The organism is Mycobacterium sp. RTGN4, assembly GCF_033804635.1.
In the GTDB taxonomy this organism is placed as follows: Bacteria; Actinomycetota; Actinomycetes; order Mycobacteriales; family Mycobacteriaceae; genus Mycobacterium.
On sequence record NZ_JAPZLB010000003.1, the window covers coordinates 415,534 to 434,539 of the forward strand.

Consider the following 19,006-nt stretch of genomic DNA (forward strand, 5'->3'; position numbering starts at 1 on the left):
TCCAACCGAGAAGGAGTCCAACATGACCACCATGCTCGAACGCCCCGCCGAAGTCATCAAAACCGAACCCAAGCCCGTCGGCCAGACCATCACCAAAAAGGTCGGCGACGTGACCGTCACGATGACGCCGGAAATGGCCGACGAATTCGGCCGCGAACTCGACGCGATCCGCGAGCGGGTCTTCGCCGACCTCGGCGAGCGCGATGCCACCTACATCCGCCGCGTCATCAAGGCGCAGCGCGGCCTCGAGATGGGCGGCCGGGCATTGCTGTTCGCAGGCATCTTCCCGCCCGCCTGGCTCGCTGGTACGGCCATGCTCGCCGCGTCGAAGATTCTCGACAACATGGAGATCGGCCATAACGTCATGCACGGCCAGTACGACTGGATGGGCGACCCCGCGCTGACGGGACGCAACTTCGAGTGGGACTCGGCGTGCCCCAGCGACCAGTGGCGGCACTCGCACAACTACATGCACCACACCTACACCAACATCGTCGACATGGACCGTGACATCGGCTACGGCATCCTGCGCATGAGCGAGGACCAGAAGTGGGGCCCGTACTACCGCGGCAACCTGGTCTACGCCTTCCTGCTGATGGTGCTGTTCCAGTACGGCGTCGCGTTGCACGAACTCGAGACCGAGCGCATCCGCTCCGGTGAGATCTCGATCGCCGACAAGCGCGAGATCCTCGCGGGCATCTGGAAGAAGGTGAAGCGCCAGACGCTCAAGGACTACGTCGCGTTCCCGCTACTGGCCGGCCCGTTCGCGCCGTGGGTGTTCGCAGGCAACATGACCGCCAACCTGATTCGCAACGTCTGGTCCTACGCGATCATCTTCTGCGGGCACTTCCCCGAGGGCACTCAGGAGTTCACCAAGGAGGAGACCGCCAACGAGAGCCGCGGCATGTGGTACTTCCGCCAGGTGCTCGGATCGGCGAACCTGACCGGCGGCAAGCTGTTTCACATCATGAGCGGGAACCTCTCGTTCCAGATCGAGCACCACCTGTTCCCCGACATTCCGGCCCACCGCCACGCCGAGATTTCCGAAGAGGTCAAGGCGATCTGCGAGAAGTACGGCGTGCCCTACAACATGGGGCCGCTGCCCCAGCAGTTCGCGTCGGTGGTGCGCAAGATCGCCAAGCTCGCCTTCAAGCCGAAGGGCTAACTGCTCGCGAGGAAATGTGGCTAGGTCTGATCGACGGGACACCAGAACGAGATTCGCTCGCCACTGCTATCCGACTCGATCTGACTGCCGCACCGTCGGCACGCTTGCCCGGCCCGGCCGTAGACCCATAGGTCTCGGCCGGGCCTGGTGTCTCCGGTGGTGGTCCGGTTGACGCGGGAGCGATTGAGCCACAGCATGTCCCGGGCCCGCTGCACGACCCGCAACGGGTCCTTCAGTGCACTCACCGGACTGGTGGGCAGATGCCCCATGACGAAACACAACTCGTTGGCATAGACGTTGCCGACCCCGGCCATCACGCGCTGGTCGAGCAGCGCCTCGGCGAGCGGCCGATCCGGGTCCGCGACGAGGTTCGTGGCGGCGATCCGCGGCTCCCACTGCTCGTCGAGCAGGTCCGGACCCAGATGCGCGACGGCGTCCATGTCGTGTGCGCGCTGCAGAATCTCGAGCACCCCCAAGTCGACGCCGCCGACCCGTGTGTCGGCCGTTTCGAGCACGATCCGGATCTTGTGGGGAGCCACCCGGCGCAGTTGGCCGCCGACCAGCCAGGCACCGTCCATCTTGAGGTGCGAGTGGATGCTGGCGTCGCCCGCCCGGATGAACAGGTGCTTGCCGCGACTGATCACCTCGTCGACCACGACACCCGTCAGGTCGACCGTTGCGAACTTTGGCACGCGAACATCGCAGCGGGTCAATGACTTTCCGGCCAACGCCTCGCGAAGCTTGGCCGCAGTGCGGTAGACGGTGTCGCCTTCGGGCATGAGTCCACGCTACCGCGACGGCTTCACCATCCGCACTCTCGGCGACCGCTAGCCGATCATTTGCAGCGAAAGTTCCCACAGCCGTTCGGCATTCGTGGGATCGAGCGCGTACGGAGCGACGCCACCCTGGCCGGGGCCGCCGCGACGGTCGACGAGCCTGGCTTCGTTGCAGTCCTCGAAATAGCGTCCGCCGACACCATCCAGCAGCGGTGAGGCGGCCAACAGCGTGGTCGTCGCGGCACCCTGCTCGACGGTTTTGAAGTTCGATCCGCCCGCTCTGAACCTTTCCAGCGCCTGCTCGGCGTATTCCGGCGGGAGGTGGCGTTGCAGCGGGGTGGCGATACCACCAGGCATCAGGGCGTTGGCGACGATGCCGTGGGACGCCCAGCGTCGGGTGGCCTCGACGGCGAACAGCACGTTCGCGGTCTTGGACTGGCCGTATGCCCCGAAGGGGTCGTAGTCCCGGAAGGCGTAGTCGATGTCGTCGAACACCACCGGTGAGCGCAGGTGACCGCCCGAACTGACCGAGACGATCCGCGCGCCGTCCGCCGCGGCCAGGGCGTCGTGCAGCCCGACCGCAAGCGCAAAGTGGCCGAGATGGTTTGTGGAGAACTGCATTTCATGGCCACTGGGTGACAATGTCAGATCTTGAATCGCCATCACACCCGCGTTGTTGACCAGGATGTGCAACGGCCCGCGCCACGCCGCGACGAAGCCGGCGACACTGGCGAGGTCGCTCAGGTCCAGCGCGGCCACCTCGACCGCGCCGCCGATGTCCGCGGCGACCCGTTCACCCGCCGCCGTGTCCCGCACCGCGAGCGTGACGGCGGCGCCTGCACCCGCGAGCGCCCGCGCGGTCTCCACGCCGATGCCGGACGAGGCGCCCGTGACGATGGCCCGCCGGCCCGACAGGTCCACGCCGTCGATCACCTCGGCTGCGGTCGAGTCGAATCCAAACGGGGTGGTTATCCGGTCGTCACTCATGAGGTCGTGCAACACGGATCAAGTAGCCGGTGTTCCCGAGCGCGTCGCTGCGTGCGCGGTGGTGATGGCCTTGGCGGCCTCGTCGGCGATCCTCGCAACGACGGCTGAGGCGGTGTCCAATTCGGTGATCAGGTCGACGGCCTCACCCGCCCAGATGGGCACGTAATCGAGGTCGCCGCGCGCCACCCCGGCGCGAAACTCGGCCCTGGCATCGGCGTCGGTCAACAGATCGTCCTCGTGGGCATGCCAGGTGTCGGTGAAGCGGTTCCGCAGCGTTCGTGCCGTGAACCGTGCCGGCCAATCCGAATCGGCGGCGAGGTCGAGCACCCTGTCGCGGGTCGTGTCGGCCGCGGTGGCGGCCATGATGGCCTTGACCTCTTCCGCATGGAGCAGCGCCTCGGTGGTCGCTTCGAAACGTGTACCCACCAGGGCGCCCGCGGCCCCGAGTACCAGCGCCGCCGCGAGGCCACGGCCGTCGGCAATTCCGCCTGCGGCCAGCACGGGCGTGCCGTGGGCAGCGTCGACCACTGCGGGGACGAACGGGAGCGTGCTGCGACCCTCGCCGTGGCCACCTGCCTCGGCGCCCTGTGCCACGACGACGTCGGCGCCGACGTCGAGCGCCCGGCGCGCGTCCGCCAGCGTGGTCACCTGGACCATCAAGGTGATGCCTGCCGACTGAACGGCGTCGGCGAACGGGGTGGGATCGCCGAACGACAACATGATCGCCGCCGGATTTTGGGCAATCACCCAGTCGAGTGCAGCGCGGTCGACGGCCCAGGACAACAGGCCTACGCCCCATGGCTTTTCAGTGCCGGCCCGGGCCAGGGCACACTCGCGCTCCAACCAGTCCCTGGCGCCGCGGCCGCCGCCGATCATGCCGAAGCCGCCGCCCTCCGAGACCGCGGCGGTCAATGCGCCGCCTGCCACGCCGCCCATGGGGGCCAGCACGATCGGATGCTCGATGCCGAGCAGGTCGGTCAGAGCCGTGCGCAATGCCATACCTGGCACTGTAGGCAGGGCGGGCTTGCGGCGGGTCAGGCGGGAACGCTGTCCAAGCCCTTGGCTGCGTTCTCGTGGCGACGCTGACGTTCGATGACCGCAAAGTAGAAGGCGTACGCGAAGGCGCAGCTGGTGAACAGGCTGGCCACGAAGAACAGCCACGACCGTCGGATACCGCGCCTGCGCCCGTCGATGATCGTGAACAACGGAAGCAGGATGACGTTGATGATCGTGTAGTCCTGGCTCGCCGAGGCCGCCGCCGGGTTGGCGTAGCCGAGCTGGATGAATTGCTGCCAGCTGCCCGGCCCCCAAATGGGATTGCCGCCCTCGACCGCGTACTGGGCGACGAATTGGTGGTTGAAGTAGTAGCCGAGCCCGATCGACGCAACGCCGATCACGTAGTAGACGAGCTCCAGTGTCGAGAAGGCCGGACCGCCCGCCGGGCGAGCGAAGACCTGCGGGTTGGCGCGGACGATCCAGACGATGACGCCGATGCCAAGAAGTGCGTGCACGATGAGCGAGACCATGACGTCAGTATGGCGGCGCGCGGGCCAACTTTTGTCATTTTTGCCATTTCGCTGGCGTCTGCTACAGGCTGCCGATCGCGACCGTCTCGCCGGCCTGCTGGCCCATCATCGTGGTGAAGGCCTCGAGCACGAGTTCGCCGCTCTCGTCGGTGCAGACGTTCCTGGTCACCACGATGTCGGCACCGAACCGCTCCTCGACGGACTGGATCTCCAAGCGGGCCCATAGCTTGTCGCCGGGGTGTATCGGCTTGTGGTAGATGAACCGCTGATCGACCTGCACGATGTTCATCGTTTCGATGCCGACGTCGACGTGCTTGAAGAAGTCCTGTTGGACGAGCAGGGCGTACACCGAGGTGAACGTCAGCGGGGCAAGGATATTGGCGTGTCCGAGTTCGGCCGCGGGTTTTTCGTCGTAGTGGGCGGCATCCTCGGCTTTGACGGCCTTGGCGTACTCGCGAATCTTCTCGCGGCCGACTTCGAAGTAGTCGGGATACTTGTGGACCATGTTGCGGATGTCCGTCTTCAGCGCCATGAGCTACTCCTGTGGATGCGCTTGGACCCACGCCGGACACGTCAACTCGGTGGGCGATGAGCAACTGCGCACCTGGGCCGCGACGAGGGTCTGGGTCAACAACCTTTACTAACGTCCATTGAAGCAAATTCGTTGCCACAGCTCATCTCGAGAGGGTCAACGAAAGCTGGGAAACCAGCGCTGACTTGGGCCGTTGCTTACCGAAGCCGTAGCCCGCGCGGTGTTCTCGCGAACCCGCTGCCCGTCAATGCGTCGTGCACCGCGGCGCGGCTTCCGTCCGCGCCTGGCTCCAGCACCGACACACCGTTGACGCGCTCGACGAGCATCGACTGAAGGCGCCTGCCGGAAACCAGTTCGGCCAATGCAGCGGCCGCTGCCTGGTGTGCCTCGGGGTCGGCGGAGAACGTCAGCAGGGATCGCCCGCCGCGCTCGAGGAACCACACCAGCTCACCGTCGACCAGCACCACCAGCGCGCCCGCCTTGCGGCCGGGGCGATGCCCGGCGTCGGGGGCGTCCGGCCACGGCAGGGCCGAGCCGTAGGGGTTGGCAGGATCGGCGGCCGCAAGCGCAACCGCGTGAAAGTCGCGGCGCCCGGCGTCCACTCCGTCGGCGTGGGCGCGCAGGCGGTCGACCGCCGATGCCATCGCAAACTGGGCGCCGCCCAACGACTCAACGAAGTAGCCGCGCTGGCAGCGGCCTGCCTCCTCGAGCGTCTTGAGCACCTTGTAGAGCATCGCGAACCCGCCGGACATGCCTTCGGCGGAGCCCTTGGTCAGCACGCCGTAGCGGTTCATCAGCAGTTCGGCGTGGAAGTGCGCACGCACCGTGGAGGCCGGTTCGACGGACGGCAGGGCCGACCACCGGCCTGCCACTGTCGGGTCGGAGGTCCGGGTCTGCGCGTGGCCGATGCTGTAGCGGCTCAGGCGCGGTGGTCGTTGACGCTGACGGTGCGCACCGCCGCGTCGGCCAGGCCCGGCCAGGTGGGTACGCACCGGGCCGAACGTGTCACCGGTCACCCAGCCGGCCCAGATCAGTTCCCACAGTGCGGCTTTCGCATCAGCCTCCGACGCGGCTCCGGCGAGTTGGCGGAAGAAGTAGCCGCCGCCGGGTTCGAGCGCCGCTATCAACTCGCGGTGGACGTCGGTGAATTCGAGCTCGGTCGGGGGTGTCAGCGTCAACGGCGCCGTGTCGGCGGAGTGGAAGGCGATCCAACCGTCGGCGGTGCCGAGTTGCCCTACTCCCGACCAGGTGACCTCACCCGAGGCGAGCAGTTCGTCGAGCATCGCGGGCTGGTAGTCGCGGAGTCGCTGACCGAACACCAGTGGCTCCACCGCGGAGGCCGGAATCGGGACGCCCGCGAGTTGATCGATAACCGCGACGAGCCCGTCGATGCCCGACGTCCTGGCCGAGCCGACGTGCTGCCACTCCGGGAGGAATCGCGCGTATGCGTCGGTGCTGACGGGCTCGATCTGTGCCCGCAACGCCGCCAGCGACCGGCGGCGCAGAATCTTGAGTACGTCAGCGTCGCACCACTGTTCGGAATGCGCGGCTCCGTCGGCGAACTCGCCGCGCACCAACTTGCCGTCGGCGGCCATTCGCCCCAGCACGTCTGAGGCGACCCGAAGTCCGAGCCCGAACCGTTCGGCGGCGTCCTGGGTGGTGAACGGCCCACGGGTGCGGGCGTAGCGGCCGAGCAGTTCGCCAAGCGGGTCTGCGACGGACCCGGTGAAACTAGCCGAAACCCCTACCGGCACTGGCACTCCGACGCCGTCGCGCAGCAGGCCGATGTCCTCGATGGCCACCCACCACGCCTGCCCGGCGAACGACACCGTCAATGCCCGCCGGGCCGCGCGCAGCCCCTCGAGCCACCCGCCGACGTCGTCCACCGTGGACCGCGCCGCGACCTCGGCCTCGGTGAGCGGGCCGAGCAGCCGCAGCAAGTCCGCCACGGCTTCGGCATCACGGGCGAGCCGATCGGTGGCGAGGTGCTGTAACTGTGCGGCCGTCGAGGCGATGACGGCTTCGTCGAGCAGCTCCCGCAACTCGACGCGGCCCAGCAGTTCGGCCAGCAGCGTGCTGTCCAACGACAGGGCGGCGGCGCGGCGCTCGGCCAGTGGGCTGTCGCCTTCGTACATGAACGCGCCGACGTATCCGAAGAGCAGCGACGCGGCGAACGGTGACGGTGTCGACGTCTCGACCTCGAGCACCCGGATACGATGCTGCGCAACGCGTTTCATCAGATCTGTCAGGGTAGGTACGTCGTAGACGTCCTGTAGGCACTCGCGTACGGTCTCGAGCACGATGGGGAAGTCCGGGTACTTGCGCGCGATGTCGAGCAACTGGGCGGCGCGCTGACGTTGATGCCAGAGCGGCGAGCGTTTGCCCGGATGTCGTCGCGGAAGTAGCAGGGCACGCGCCGCACATTCGCGGAACCGCGATGCGAACAACGCCGAGCCGCCGATCTCGTCGGTGACGATCGGCTCGATCTCGTCGGCGTCGAACACGAACAGGTCGGCACCGGGGGCGGCCTCCTCGGTGTCGGGCAGGCGCACGATGATGCCGTCGTCGGATGCGGTGGGCTTCTCGTCGATGCCATACCGCTCGCGCAGTCGGCGGCCGACCGCAAGAGCGAGTGGGCCGTGCACGCGCAGGCCGTACGGGGAGTGCAGGATGACGCGCCAGTCGCCGAGTTCGTCGCGGAAGCGTTCGACGAGGAACGTGGTGTCGGTGGGTACGGTGCCGGTGGCCTGCTTCTGCTCGTCGAGCAGCTGCCAGAGGTTGTCCACCGCGTAGTCGTTGAAACCCATTGTCCGGCAACGCTCGTCGAATTCGTCCCGCGGCATGGCGGCCAGCTTGCCGGTGAACGCACCGATCGCGGCACCGAGCTCGGCCGGGCGTCCCACCCCGTCGCCGCGCCAGAACGGCAACCGCGCAGGCTCGCCGGGAGCGGGCACGACGAGCACGCGGTCATGGGTGATCTCGGTGATCCGCCAGCTGGTGGCGCCGAGCGAGATGACGTCTCCCGGGCGCGACTCGTAGACCATCTCCTCGTCGAGTTCGCCGACGCGGGAGGGCTTCTCGGTGTCGGCATTGGTCGCGAGGTACACCGTGAACATCCCGCGGTCGGGAATGGCCCCGCCCGAAGTGACGGCGAGCCGTTGGGCGCCGGGCCGCGCGGTGAGCGTGCCCGCGTCGCGGTCGTACACCAGGCGCGGGCGCAGTTCGGCGAATTCCGTCGACGGGTACTTGCCGGAGAGCAGGTCGAGGGTGGCCTCGAAGGCGCTGCGCGGCAACGTCGCAAATGGCGCGCTGCGCCGGACCGCGTCGAACCAGCGGTCGGCGTCGAGCGGTTCCAATGCGGAGGCCGCGACGGTGTGCTGCGCGAGCACGTCCAGCGGGTTGGCGGGCACGCGCATGGTCTCGATGTCGCCCGACAGCATGCGTTGCACCGTGACGGCACAGTCGATGAGGTCGGTGCGGTGCTTGGGGAACAAGACGCCTTGTGACACCTCGCCGACCTGGTGGCCGGCCCGGCCGACGCGCTGCAGGCCGCTGGCCACCGACGGTGGGGCCTCCACCTGGATGACGAGGTCGACGGCGCCCATGTCGATGCCGAGTTCCAGGCTGGACGTGGCGACGACGGCCTTGAGCCTGCCGGTCTTGAGGTCGTCTTCGACCTGGGCCCGCTGTTCCTTGCTGACCGAACCGTGGTGAGCGCGGGCGAGCAGCGGGTGGGCGCCGAAGGCCTGCCCGCTGCCCATGATGTGCGCAGGCGAGCCGCCTCCGACCTTCGAATTGCGTTGCTCGGGCATCTCCAGGCCCGCGCGTTCGGCGTGAATCTCGTTGAGCCGCGAGGTCAGTCGCTCGGCGAGCCTGCGCGAGTTGGCGAACACGATGGTGCTCTCGTGTGCCTCGATCAGGTCGACGATCTGTTCCTCGACGTCGGGCCAGATGGTGTTGTTCGCGAGGTTGGCCATGTCGGGAACCGGCACCTGCACCGACAAGTCGAACGTCTTGGCCGCCATGGGCGCCACGATGGTGGCGGGGGAGGCGCCGGAGAGGAAACGCGCCACTTCCTCGGGCGGACGGACCGTGGCAGACAGCCCGATGCGCTGCGCGGGCGTGTCCAGCATCTGGTCGAGCCGTTCCAGCGACAGCGCCAGGTGCGCGCCGCGCTTGGTGGCCGCGACGGCGTGTACCTCGTCGACGATGACGGTCTCGACGTTGGCGAGTGACTCGCGAGCCGCCGACGTGAGCATCAGGAACAGCGACTCCGGCGTGGTGATGAGTACGTCCGGCGGCTTGCTGATCAGCTGCCGGCGCTGGGCGGGCAGCGTATCGCCCGACCGGACTCCGACGCTGATGCTCGGCGCCTCCCGGCCCAGGCGCTCGGCCACCCGGGCGATGCCCGTCAACGGGGTGGACAGGTTGCGCTCGACGTCGACCGCGAGTGCCTTGAGCGGCGACACGTAGAGCACCCGTGTGCCTGGGCGGTCCGGACGTCCCTCGGAGGCCAGCCGGTCGATGGCCCACAGGAAGGCCGCGAGCGTCTTGCCCGAGCCGGTGGGCGCGACGACCAAGGTGTTGTCGCCGTCGGCGATGGCCGCCCACGCCTCGGTCTGGGCGGCGGTCGGTGCGGCGAAGGTGCCCGCGAACCACTCCCGCGTCAGGTCACTGAAGCGGGCTAGCGGATCGACTGCGGTCTTACGGGTCCCGGCCACTGAAGCCATGGTGCCCTCACCCACCGACAACCCCGCATCAATGCCCGCGATTTGTGGAGTGTTAGCGGTGGCAGGCACCGGTCAGACTCCACAAATCCCTAGGTCAGGGGCGGCAGGCCGGGGATGCGGGCAACGGAGTCCAGTAGGGCGTTCGCGCACATGTCGGCCACGTAGCCCGCGTCGATCGAGGGGTCGACGATGCGCTGGCGGCAGAGTTCGAAGGTGAAGGCCAGCCAGCCGTAGACGACCACCCGCAGATCGCGTTCCAGTTTGGAGTCGAGTTCGCCGATCGCCTCATTGAGCCCGTCGATGATGCGGTTGGCCTGGCGGTCGTTGTCGATGTCGTCGATACCACGCAGCACGGGGTCGGACCGGCCCATGCCCATGTAGGCCGCCCATGCACCGTGCGGGTGCGCCTCGTCGTATTCGAGGTACGCCAGCACGCCTGCACGCAGTTGTTCGAGCAGACTGAGCCCCGGCTGGGGCGGGGTGTTGGTGGCCTGGAACAGGCGCTCGCCCTCGGCCCTGACGACAGCAGCGAAGAACGCGCGCTTGTCAGGGAAGTAGTGGTACATGAGCGCCCGCGAGACACCCGCCCGTTCGGCGATCTCGTCGATGCGGACCTCGTCGTACGGGCGCTGGCCGAACACCTCGGCGCCCAGGGTGAGCAGCTCGTTGCGCCGGTCATCGGGAGAAAGTCGCCTGCGGGGTTCTGCCGCCACGAAGGGGATAGTACTGGGCATATGTACAACAGCTCCGCAGGCGGAGGCGAGCGCCTATTGTTTGGCGATGACGCGTCGCAACTGGACGATGGCCTCGATGGTCGTCGCCACCACCTTCACTGTCGCCGCTTCGATGCAGGCCCCGGTCGCGCGCGCAGTGCCTGGTCCGGAGGTCGAGTACACCTACGACGTCATGGTGCGGCGGCACTTCGACTTTCCGAACAACGACGCAATCGGCTATGGCTTCGGGATCTGCGAGAAGGTCACTGGGGGCGAACCGTACGCGCAGGTGATGACCGACGTGAAGAACGACGTCTTCCCCAACGACGAGGGGGCGGCCAACTACGTCGTCTCCAACGCGGTCGGGATCCTCTGTCCCGCATCGCTTTGGCAGTTGCGAAACTCAGCGGCGGGGTATCAACCGGCGGCGGTTCCTTCGTAGCCCCTCAGCCCTTGGCCGGCGTGTGCTCGGAGCGCAGGTGTTCTTGGCTGGCAGCCCAAGAAGCGAGCAACTTGAGCCCGTCGGCGGTCGGAGTGTTGGCCGCTGCGGTGTAGACGTTCAACTGCAGACCGGGTTCGGATGGCAGTGGCATCGCCTCGAAGTCGAGATCGAGTTGACCGACCACCGGGTGGTTGAGCCGCTTGCGGCCGGAGCGGTGGAACCGCACGTCCTGCGAGGCCCACCGCTGCCGGAATAGTTCGCTGCGCGTGGATAATTCGCCGACCAAGGCGATCAGCTTCTCGTCGTGCGGGTTGTTGCCGGCCTCGAGGCGAAGCATCGCGGCGGCGTCTCGGGTGATCTGGTCGTAGTCGACGAAGAACCGTTCGGCCTCCTCGGGATGGAGGTAGACGAATCGCGTGGTATTCGCCGGCCGCCGCGGATCCGCGAGCACGGGGGAGTACAACGCGCGGGCAAGCTGGTTCATCGCGAGCACGTCGTGACGGCCGTTGCGAATCCAGGCGGGTGCATCGGTGATGGCATCCAGAATCTGCAGCAGCGCCGGCCGCAGCGTCCCTGGAGTCTTCCGCTTGCGACGAGCGGCGGGCGCACCGGACTCCCGTGCGAGCGCGAAGAGGTGGTCACGTTCGGCCTCGTCGAGTTTGAGGGCCGAGGCAAGGGCGTCGAGCACGGCCTCCGAGGCGCCGCCCAGGCTGCCCCGTTCCATGCGGACGTAGTAGTCCACCGACACGCCGGCCAGCATGGCCACTTCCTCGCGACGCAGCCCCTTGACCCGGCGGTTGCCGCCATAGGCCGGCAGCCCCGCCTGATCAGGGGTGATGCGAGCTCGCCGCGAACTGAGAAATTCGCGGATCTCGCTGGGGACGTCCATGCCGCTCATCTCTTCACGGTAGGCGCGACCGGTTCGTTCGGGGAGGTACTGCCGGTACCTGTCCTAGCTGGTCCTCCCACGCGGCGGGATTATCCCTCTAGCGCCTTCTGAAAGCGGCGCATGCCTGCGAGCCAGCGCTCGTAGTCGGTGCCCTTCTGCCGATACATGTCCAGCACGACGGGATGGGGCAGCACCAGGAACGTATTCGCGCGGACAGCCTCGACGACGAGCTCGGCCACCCGCTCGGGACTGATCACCTCGCCGGCGTTCGTCACGGCCGCGGCTGCCATCCGTGCCTCGGGGTCGGCGGAGTCGACGATGCCCTTCAACAGGGGCGTGTCGACACCCATCGGGCAGACGCATGACACTCCGACGCCCTTGTCGCCGTACGTGATCGAGAGCCACTCCGCGAATCCGACGGCCGCATGCTTGGTGACCGAGTAGCCGGCGGCGCCGAGTTGGGTCAGCAAGCCCGCCGCTGACGCGACGGCGACGAAGTGTCCGCCGCCGCGGGAAATCCATTCTGGCACCAACGCTTTGGCTGCCCGGATGTGGGCGCGCAGGTTCACGTCGATGATGCGGTCCCAGTCGGCTTCGTCGTCGCCGAGTCCAGGCGGCCCCATGATGCCTGCGTTGGCCACGTAGACGTCGACGGGACCGAATTCGTCGTGGGCCACTTCGATGAGCTGGGCGATGCCATCCGTCGAGCTCGCGTCGGCCCCGACGCCCGCGGCCTTGGCGCCACCGGCTCGGATCCCCGCCGCGGTCCGCCCCGCGGCCGCGCCGTCGAGGTCACCGACCACGACCGAAGCGCCCGCGCCGGCCAGTGCCAGCGCCAACGCGCGTCCGATGCCCGATCCCGCTCCCGTGACGACGGCTACGCTGCCCGCGATCTCCATGGCTTCTTGTTTACCGCATGGCCTCCAAGCGCTCCCGCAGTTCGCGCTTGAGCACCTTGCCGTAGCTGCTCTTCGGCAGCTCGTCGACGTAGACGTAACGCTTGGGCCGCTTGAAACGGGCGATCCGCTCGAGCAGGTGGGCGTCGAGCTCCGCCTCGGGCGCGGTCCCCACGATGAAGGCGATGACGACCTCGCCCCAGTCGGGGTCCGGCGCACCCACCACACACGCCTCGACGACGCCGGGATGCTCCAGCAGCACCTCCTCGACCTCGCGCGGGTAGATGTTGCTTCCGCCGCTGATGACCACGTCCTTGGACCGGTCGCGCAACGTGAGGAATCCGTGGTCGTCGAACGAACCCATGTCGCCGGTATGAAGCCACCCGTCGTGCAACGTCACCGCGGTGGCGTCGGAGTTGTTCCAGTATCCCGCCATCACAACGTCACCGCGACAGACGATTTCGCCGATCTCGCCGACGGGAGCAGGGTGACCGTCGGCCCGTTGCACCGCGACGTCGACCCCGGATCGCGCGTATCCCACCGACCCCAGGACGGCGTCGTCGGCGTCCACGTGGTCGGCACGACGAAGCCCGGTGATGGTCATCGGTGCCTCACCCTGCCCGTACAACTGGACGAACACCGGGCCGAACGCCGCGAGCGCCTTCTTGATGCTGTCGACGTACATCGGGCCGCCACCGTAGACGATGGTGCGCAGGTTCGAAGGGCAAGGTCGGCCGGTTTCGACCAAACGCTGCACCATCGTCGGTGCGAGGAACGCGCTGCTGCCTGGATGGTGGTCACAGAGGTCGAGGAACTCACCTGGTTCGAACGCCGCGGATTCCGGAACCACCTGACGGGCTCCGCGCAAGACGTAGGGTGCGACGTACAGCCCGGAGCCATGTGACATGGGGGCGCCGTGGATCAGCGCGCAATGCTCGTCGGGATCGTCGAAGTCGGCCAGGTGTGCGACGGTCATCGCCATCAGGTTGCGGTGCGACAGCATCGCGCCCTTCGACCGCCCCGTGGTGCCGCTGGTGTAGAACAGCCACGCCAGCGCGGCGGGGTCGGTGTGTCGCGGCGGCTCCAACGACGTTGCTGCCAAATACTTTTGGTAGTCGCTGGAGTCCAGTGTTACGACGGGGACATCGGTGAGGCCGGTGGCCAGTTTCGGCGACGCGAACACCAGCGAGGCGCCGGAGTCCTCGAGGATCTGATTCATCTCGCGAGCGTGGAGCTTGTAGTTGATGGGCACGAACACGCGTTCGGCGGCCCAGCACGCGAACATCAACTCGACGATTTCCGGCCGGTTCTCGGTGGCAATGGCGATCCGTGCGCCGGGGTCGCTACGGTTGCGAATTGCCGTCGCCAGCCGTAACACCCTGTCCCGCAGTTCACTCCAGGTGTGCAACTGTCGCTGCCCGAGGTAGACCGCACCGCGATCGCCGTGGCGCGCGGCAGTCTGCTCCAGGATGGCGAACAGGTTCAACGGGCTACCCATTCCGAGGACAGCGCGAAGTCCGAGAGGTACTTGGTGGAACTCCATCCGCCGTCGACGACGATCGTCTGGCCGTTGATGAAGCTGCCACCCGGCGAGCACAGGAACGCGATGGTGCTCGCAAGGTCTTCGACGCGACCGAGCCGCGGATACGGCGTCATCTCGGTGTTGATCTTGCGGAACCGCTCGTCGGTCAAGCGCTGCTCGACCATCGGCGTGACCGTCACGCCGGGCGCGACTGCGTTGCAACGGATTCCCAGCGGACCGTACTGGCAGGCGATGTGGGTGGTCAACGCGGTCAGTCCGCCCTTGGCCGCCGAGTAGGCGCCACCGCGCAGACCGCCGACGACGGCGAAGGTGGACGTCACGTTGATGATCGCCGAACCCGACTGCATGTGTGGAATCACGTCGCGCGCCAACCGGAACGGAGCCCTCAGCATCAATCCGAGGAAGTAGTCCAGTGATTCGTCATCTGTCTCGTGCAACGGCTTTGGGCTGCCGACGCCCGCGTTGTTGACGAGGAAGTCGACCTTGCCCCAGCGTTCCACTGCGGTCTCGACGACGCGCGCGGGTCCGTCGTCGGCCGTCAGGTCCACCGAAAGCGTGGCGACGCGGTCAGGATCGCCGATCCGGGCGGCCAATTCCGCCAACCGAGTCTCGTCGCGACCGGTACCGAGGACGGCCATGCCGTCCTCGGCGAGTTTGACGGCCGTGCCGAAGCCGATTCCGCTACTGGCTCCCGTGACGATCGCTACCTGCATGTCAGACACTCGTTTCCGTCAGCGCCGCTCGGATCTGATGCTTCAGTACCTTCCCGGCATCGTTCTTGGGTAGCGCATCCCAAACAACCACGCGCTCGGGAACTTTGAACTTCGCCACCCCGTACCCCTCGAGGAACTCGCGCAGTGCCGCGACGTCGGGGCCCTGGCCGTCGGAGCACACGATCACCGCGCACGCCTGCTCACCGGTCCTGGCGTCGGGCAGCCCGACCACGGCCACTTCGGCGATGACGGGATGGTCGATGAGGATGTCCTCCACCTCCTTGGGCGAGATGTTCTCCCCGTTGCGGATGATGAGGTCCTTGACTCGGCCCGTGACGACGAGCGCGCCGTGATCCCATGAGCCGATGTCGCCGGTGCGGAAATAGCCTTCGTCGTCGAAGGATTCGGCCTCGTCCTCGGGGTGCAGGTAACCGACGAGCATCTGGTGGCCCCGCGCCCGGATCTCGCCGGTGCCGTCGCCCGCCCCGCCGGGATCGTGCCCCACCAGCCAGACGTCGGCGATGCCGGGCCGACCGTCGGTATCGGCTGACAGGTCGGGGTCGTCGAGTGCGCCGACCGTCGTTACGGGCACCTCCGTGGACCCGTAAACACGGGTGACCGCGGCCTTGTCGAAGTATGCGGTGGCCCTGCGGATCAGCGCGGGTGGAACCGATGCGCCCCCGCAGATGAAGACCTTCAAATCGGGAAGTCGGCTTTCTGCGCCTTCGGCGGCGGCCAGCAACTGCTGCAAGAACGGGGTGGCTCCGGCCATGTGGGTGCAGCGGTGCGCGAGCATCAGTGCGACGGCCTCGTCGGCGTTCCACGTCTCCATCAGCACGGCGGTCGTGCCGAGCAGCAGGGGTAGCTCGAACGCGTATATCGAGCCGCCGATGTGGGCGATCGGCGAGGGCACCAGGAAGGTGTCGTCGAGTTCGATTCGCCAGTGCTCGGAGAGTTGTCGGATCAGCGCGTGAATCGAATTGTGCGTGTGCAGTACGCCCTTGGGCTTGCCCGTGGTGCCCGACGTGTACAGGATCATGCGGACGGCGTCTGGGTCGAGTTCCGCGGCGGCCTGAAGGGCGTGCTCGCCGAACAGGTCGGCGTAGGCCGTGTGAGTTCCCGCGCCCCCGCGGACCACGACGACTTCGGGTGACGTGTCGAGGGCCTCGGTGACCCGGCTCAGCATCGCCGCGTAGTCGTGTCCGCGAAACTCGGCGGGCACGAAGATCATTCGGCAGGCGACGTCGTCGAGGATGAACCGCAGTTCGTGGTCGCGCAGGGACGGCAGGATTGGATTGACCACCATGCCTGCCAGCGTGGCCGCGAGGTACACCACCGCGGCTTCGTGCCAGTTGGGCAGCATGAAGGAAACCACGCTGCCCGCAGGCATCCGGTCGGCCATGGCGATGGCCAGCGCTTCCGCGCGGTCGGACAAACCGCGGCAGTCGAGGCGGACGTCGCCATCGACGATGACGATGCGTTCCGGCGTATCGCGGGCGGCGTCACGCAGCGCATCGGCGAGCGTGCCCTGGATCCACCAGCCGCTCGCGTATGCCTCGGCCGCACGGCCCTCGTCCCATCGGATCGACCGTCCACCAACGGTTCTGCGAATGGCTTCCACCGTGATCGGCCTAACCCTTCACTCGCCGCATGGTCATCGAGTAGCGAAACCGTGACGAAGGATGGGTGTTGATGGTGACCTGCGCAACCTCACCGTCCGACGTCGTATAGGTGCGACGCATTTCAAGCGCGGCACTGCCGACCGCGACCAGGAGCTCCTCGGACAGTCGCGGCGTGGCGAGTACCGCCGAGATCTCCTGGTGCACCTCGACGACACTGACGCCGAACAGGTCCTCGATCAACGGGAAGATCGGTCCGTTGTGCCGCTGCAGCAGTCGTCCGACCGCGGCGAACGCACGGTTGATGTAGTACTCGGTGTGGCAGATCGGTTCGGGTGCGACGTCGGAGCGCCGGTTGCCCCGGACGACGAGCCACTCCGAACCCACCGGCAATCCGGTCCGGGTGGCAAGCTCGTCGTCGACGGTCACCATGGCGTTGTAGTCGATGGCGAACTGCGCCCCTGCCGCGAAGGCGAGCAGATCGTTGATAGACATCACTTCCTGCGCATAGGAATTCGACGCTGTCCGAGCGACCACCATGGTGCCTGCGCGTGCTCGCGACGAGATGAGGTTGTCGTCGCGTAGCCGACGCAGCGCTTCGCGGACCGTATATCTGCTGACGCTGAAGCGCTCACAGAGGTCGTGCTCGGTGGGTAGTTGCGAGCCGACCGGGAACACGCCGTCGACGATCTCCTTGCGCAGCGTGCGCGCGACCTGCAGGTAGCGGTGCTCGGCGCCGGCGCCGACCTCGGTACTCATGACGATCGGCTCAGCGCGAGGACGCTACCGTCGCCGTCGGCCGAGACGTACAGCGTTCCGTCGGGTCCCACCGCGATGCCGGCGAACGGGCCCTGCGGCCCGGAGAACGGCGGCATGCCCTGCAGTGGCTTGGGCACCACGCCGGGCGGCGGTCCGATGGGTAGTCCGGACGCGATGGCTGTGCGGGTTCCGGTGGTCGCATCGAACGCGATGACGGCCTTGGCGCCCGCATCGACGATGAAGAGTTCGTCGCCAACGGCGAGTATGCCTTGGGGGCAACTCAATCCGTCGACGAGTGGCTCGGTGCCAGCAGGCGTCACCCGGACCACTCGGCCTGCACCGGATTCCGTGACCAGTAGGTCGCCCGCGGATGTCACGGTGACGCCGACCGGGGTGTCGAGCCCGGATGCGAGTACGTCCACGCTCCCGCTCGCGTCGACCGATATCAGTCGCCCGGTGCCCTGCTCGACCGCCACGATGCCACTGGGCGCCAGCGCTACTCCGTAGAGTTGGTCGAAACCGTCTGCCAGATAGTCGGTTTCATCGCTTCCGGGTCGGTATAGTCCGACTTGCCCACCGGAGGTGGTGACCACGAACTCGCCTGGCCCGGAGGGCGTCAGCCCACGAAGGAAGCCGGGGTATCCGGGCGAGAACAGCATGCCGACCGTCTGCAGCCCGCCGTCCGGCTCCACTGCGTAGAAGAAGGTGCCGTCGGCGACATACACGCGGCCGTCGTGACCAACTGCCAGGTCCAGCGGCCAGTTCAGAGCGCCCGGCAGCACCGTGCGGGTCTTTCCGGTGCCGACGATCTCGGTGACCTCGCCGGTGAAGTTGGAGACGAACAACCGCCCGTCGGCGAACGTGCAGTTGTCCAGTCCTGGCGACAGCTGGGCCATCACACGCTGCTCACCGGTGCGGGGGTCGATGCTCAGCACCTGTCCACTGGCCACCTGCGTCGAGACGATGAGCCCGTCGGCGTCGAACTTGACCGAGTCGGGCACCCCAAGGCCGGTCGCCACGACCTCGTGCGGTCCGCCGTCCGGGTGAATGCGCCAGATCTCGTTGGCGCCCATCACGGGGAAGTAGAGCAGGCCGTCGGGCCCGACCTCCATGGCGTTGGGTGATGGCACGTTCTCCAGCAGGATCCGCGGCGGGCCGCCGCCCAGGTCGAACTCCATCAGTCGGCCGCCTTCGCGGCACTCGCCGATGAACAGCCTGTCGGAGAAGAACGTGATGCCGTTGGCCGAAGGGACGTCGTCGCGCAGCACGCGGGTGCGGCCCGAGGTGTCGCGCAGACTCACCCGACCGTCCATCACCTCCGTGGCGACGAGGTTGCCGCGCGAGTCGAAGGCGACGTCGTCGGGCGCGATGATGTCGCCACCCTTTGCGCTGATGGTCTCCAGTTCGCCGGTGTTCACGTCGAGCGCGCTGATCTGGCTGCCCGTCACCTGCGCGATGTAGACGCGGCCGTCGGGGCCGGTGCGCAACCCGTTGGCGCCGAACAGTCGGCTGAGCGCGGTGAGCCGCTCCACCCGCCAGCCTTCAGCTGCGATTGCTCGACCAGCTGCGGCGTAGCGGCTCTGGTGCTCCACGTTGAGGCTGCCGGTAGTCATCGCACGGACGATAGCAACTGATGTTGGTCCAGACAATAACTTCGTGCGAATATTCGAGGCCCCCTTGACGTGCGTATTGCCTGTGGAGAATCATGCTCTCCAA

General features: G+C 67.3%; 16 protein-coding genes. 2 read left to right on the forward strand and 14 right to left on the reverse strand.

Annotated elements, in window-relative coordinates:
• The first annotated feature begins 22 nt into the window (after positions 1-22).
• Entirely contained in the window at positions 23-1,165 is a 1,143-nt protein-coding gene (locus SLQ30_RS08955; protein WP_319445901.1) for an acyl-CoA desaturase, read from the forward strand.
• Between the two features lie 20 nt (positions 1,166-1,185).
• Here the strand turns inward: SLQ30_RS08955 and nei2 are convergent, their stop codons facing one another.
• From nei2 to SLQ30_RS08990, 7 genes are all read right to left on the reverse strand, one after another.
• Complete coding sequence (gene nei2 / locus SLQ30_RS08960; protein WP_319445902.1) at positions 1,186-1,944, reverse strand: endonuclease VIII Nei2; 759 nt, start codon at positions 1,942-1,944, stop codon at positions 1,186-1,188.
• Positions 1,945-1,992: 48 nt separating this feature from the next.
• Positions 1,993-2,928, reverse strand: coding sequence for an SDR family NAD(P)-dependent oxidoreductase (locus SLQ30_RS08965; protein ID WP_319445903.1), 936 nt, complete (start codon positions 2,926-2,928; stop codon positions 1,993-1,995).
• Between the two features lie 18 nt (positions 2,929-2,946).
• Positions 2,947-3,927, reverse strand: coding sequence for a nitronate monooxygenase (locus SLQ30_RS08970; protein ID WP_319445904.1), 981 nt, complete (start codon positions 3,925-3,927; stop codon positions 2,947-2,949).
• A 35-nt stretch (positions 3,928-3,962) separates the two neighbouring features.
• Positions 3,963-4,454, reverse strand: coding sequence for a DUF2834 domain-containing protein (locus tag SLQ30_RS08975; RefSeq protein WP_319445905.1), 492 nt, complete (start codon positions 4,452-4,454; stop codon positions 3,963-3,965).
• Positions 4,455-4,515: 61 nt separating this feature from the next.
• Entirely contained in the window at positions 4,516-4,986 is a 471-nt protein-coding gene (hadC, locus tag SLQ30_RS08980) for a (3R)-hydroxyacyl-ACP dehydratase subunit HadC (protein ID WP_319445906.1), read from the reverse strand.
• A 197-nt stretch (positions 4,987-5,183) separates the two neighbouring features.
• On the reverse strand, positions 5,184-9,716 hold the full coding sequence (locus SLQ30_RS08985; RefSeq protein WP_319446086.1) for an ATP-dependent helicase: 4,533 nt from the start codon (positions 9,714-9,716) through the stop codon (positions 5,184-5,186).
• An 89-nt stretch (positions 9,717-9,805) separates the two neighbouring features.
• Positions 9,806-10,429 (reverse strand): TetR/AcrR family transcriptional regulator, encoded by a 624-nt coding sequence (locus SLQ30_RS08990; RefSeq protein WP_319445907.1) that lies wholly within the window; start codon positions 10,427-10,429, stop codon positions 9,806-9,808.
• A gap of 67 nt (positions 10,430-10,496) precedes the next feature.
• Here SLQ30_RS08990 and SLQ30_RS08995 point away from each other — a divergent pair, with 67 nt between their 5' ends.
• Positions 10,497-10,871 (forward strand): DUF732 domain-containing protein, encoded by a 375-nt coding sequence (locus SLQ30_RS08995; protein WP_319445908.1) that lies wholly within the window; start codon positions 10,497-10,499, stop codon positions 10,869-10,871.
• Between the two features lie 4 nt (positions 10,872-10,875).
• Here the strand turns inward: SLQ30_RS08995 and SLQ30_RS09000 are convergent, their stop codons facing one another.
• From SLQ30_RS09000 to SLQ30_RS09030, 7 genes are all read right to left on the reverse strand, one after another.
• Positions 10,876-11,760 carry a helix-turn-helix transcriptional regulator gene (locus SLQ30_RS09000; protein WP_413467976.1) on the reverse strand — a complete coding sequence of 295 codons (885 nt, stop codon included), beginning with the start codon at positions 11,758-11,760 and terminating at the stop codon, positions 10,876-10,878.
• Positions 11,761-11,849: 89 nt separating this feature from the next.
• Positions 11,850-12,659, reverse strand: coding sequence for an SDR family oxidoreductase (locus tag SLQ30_RS09005; RefSeq protein ID WP_319445910.1), 810 nt, complete (start codon positions 12,657-12,659; stop codon positions 11,850-11,852).
• Between the two features lie 10 nt (positions 12,660-12,669).
• Positions 12,670-14,142 carry a long-chain fatty acid--CoA ligase gene (locus SLQ30_RS09010; protein WP_319446087.1) on the reverse strand — a complete coding sequence of 491 codons (1,473 nt, stop codon included), beginning with the start codon at positions 14,140-14,142 and terminating at the stop codon, positions 12,670-12,672.
• The gene (locus SLQ30_RS09015; RefSeq protein WP_319445911.1) at positions 14,139-14,912 is read right to left on the reverse strand and encodes an SDR family oxidoreductase; all 774 of its coding nucleotides are present in this window, start codon (positions 14,910-14,912) and stop codon (positions 14,139-14,141) included. Before SLQ30_RS09015 ends, SLQ30_RS09010 begins: the two co-directional genes overlap by 4 nt.
• A 1-nt stretch (position 14,913) precedes the next feature.
• Positions 14,914-16,497, reverse strand: a complete 1,584-nt coding sequence (locus SLQ30_RS09020; protein WP_319446088.1) for an AMP-binding protein — start codon at positions 16,495-16,497, stop codon at positions 14,914-14,916.
• Between the two features lie 46 nt (positions 16,498-16,543).
• Positions 16,544-17,290: a GntR family transcriptional regulator gene (locus SLQ30_RS09025; RefSeq protein ID WP_319445912.1), complete on the reverse strand. Its 747-nt coding sequence runs from the start codon at positions 17,288-17,290 to the stop codon at positions 16,544-16,546.
• Positions 17,287-18,903 (reverse strand): SMP-30/gluconolactonase/LRE family protein, encoded by a 1,617-nt coding sequence (locus SLQ30_RS09030; protein WP_319445913.1) that lies wholly within the window; start codon positions 18,901-18,903, stop codon positions 17,287-17,289. Before SLQ30_RS09030 ends, SLQ30_RS09025 begins: the two co-directional genes overlap by 4 nt.
• Positions 18,904-19,006 lie beyond the last annotated feature (103 nt).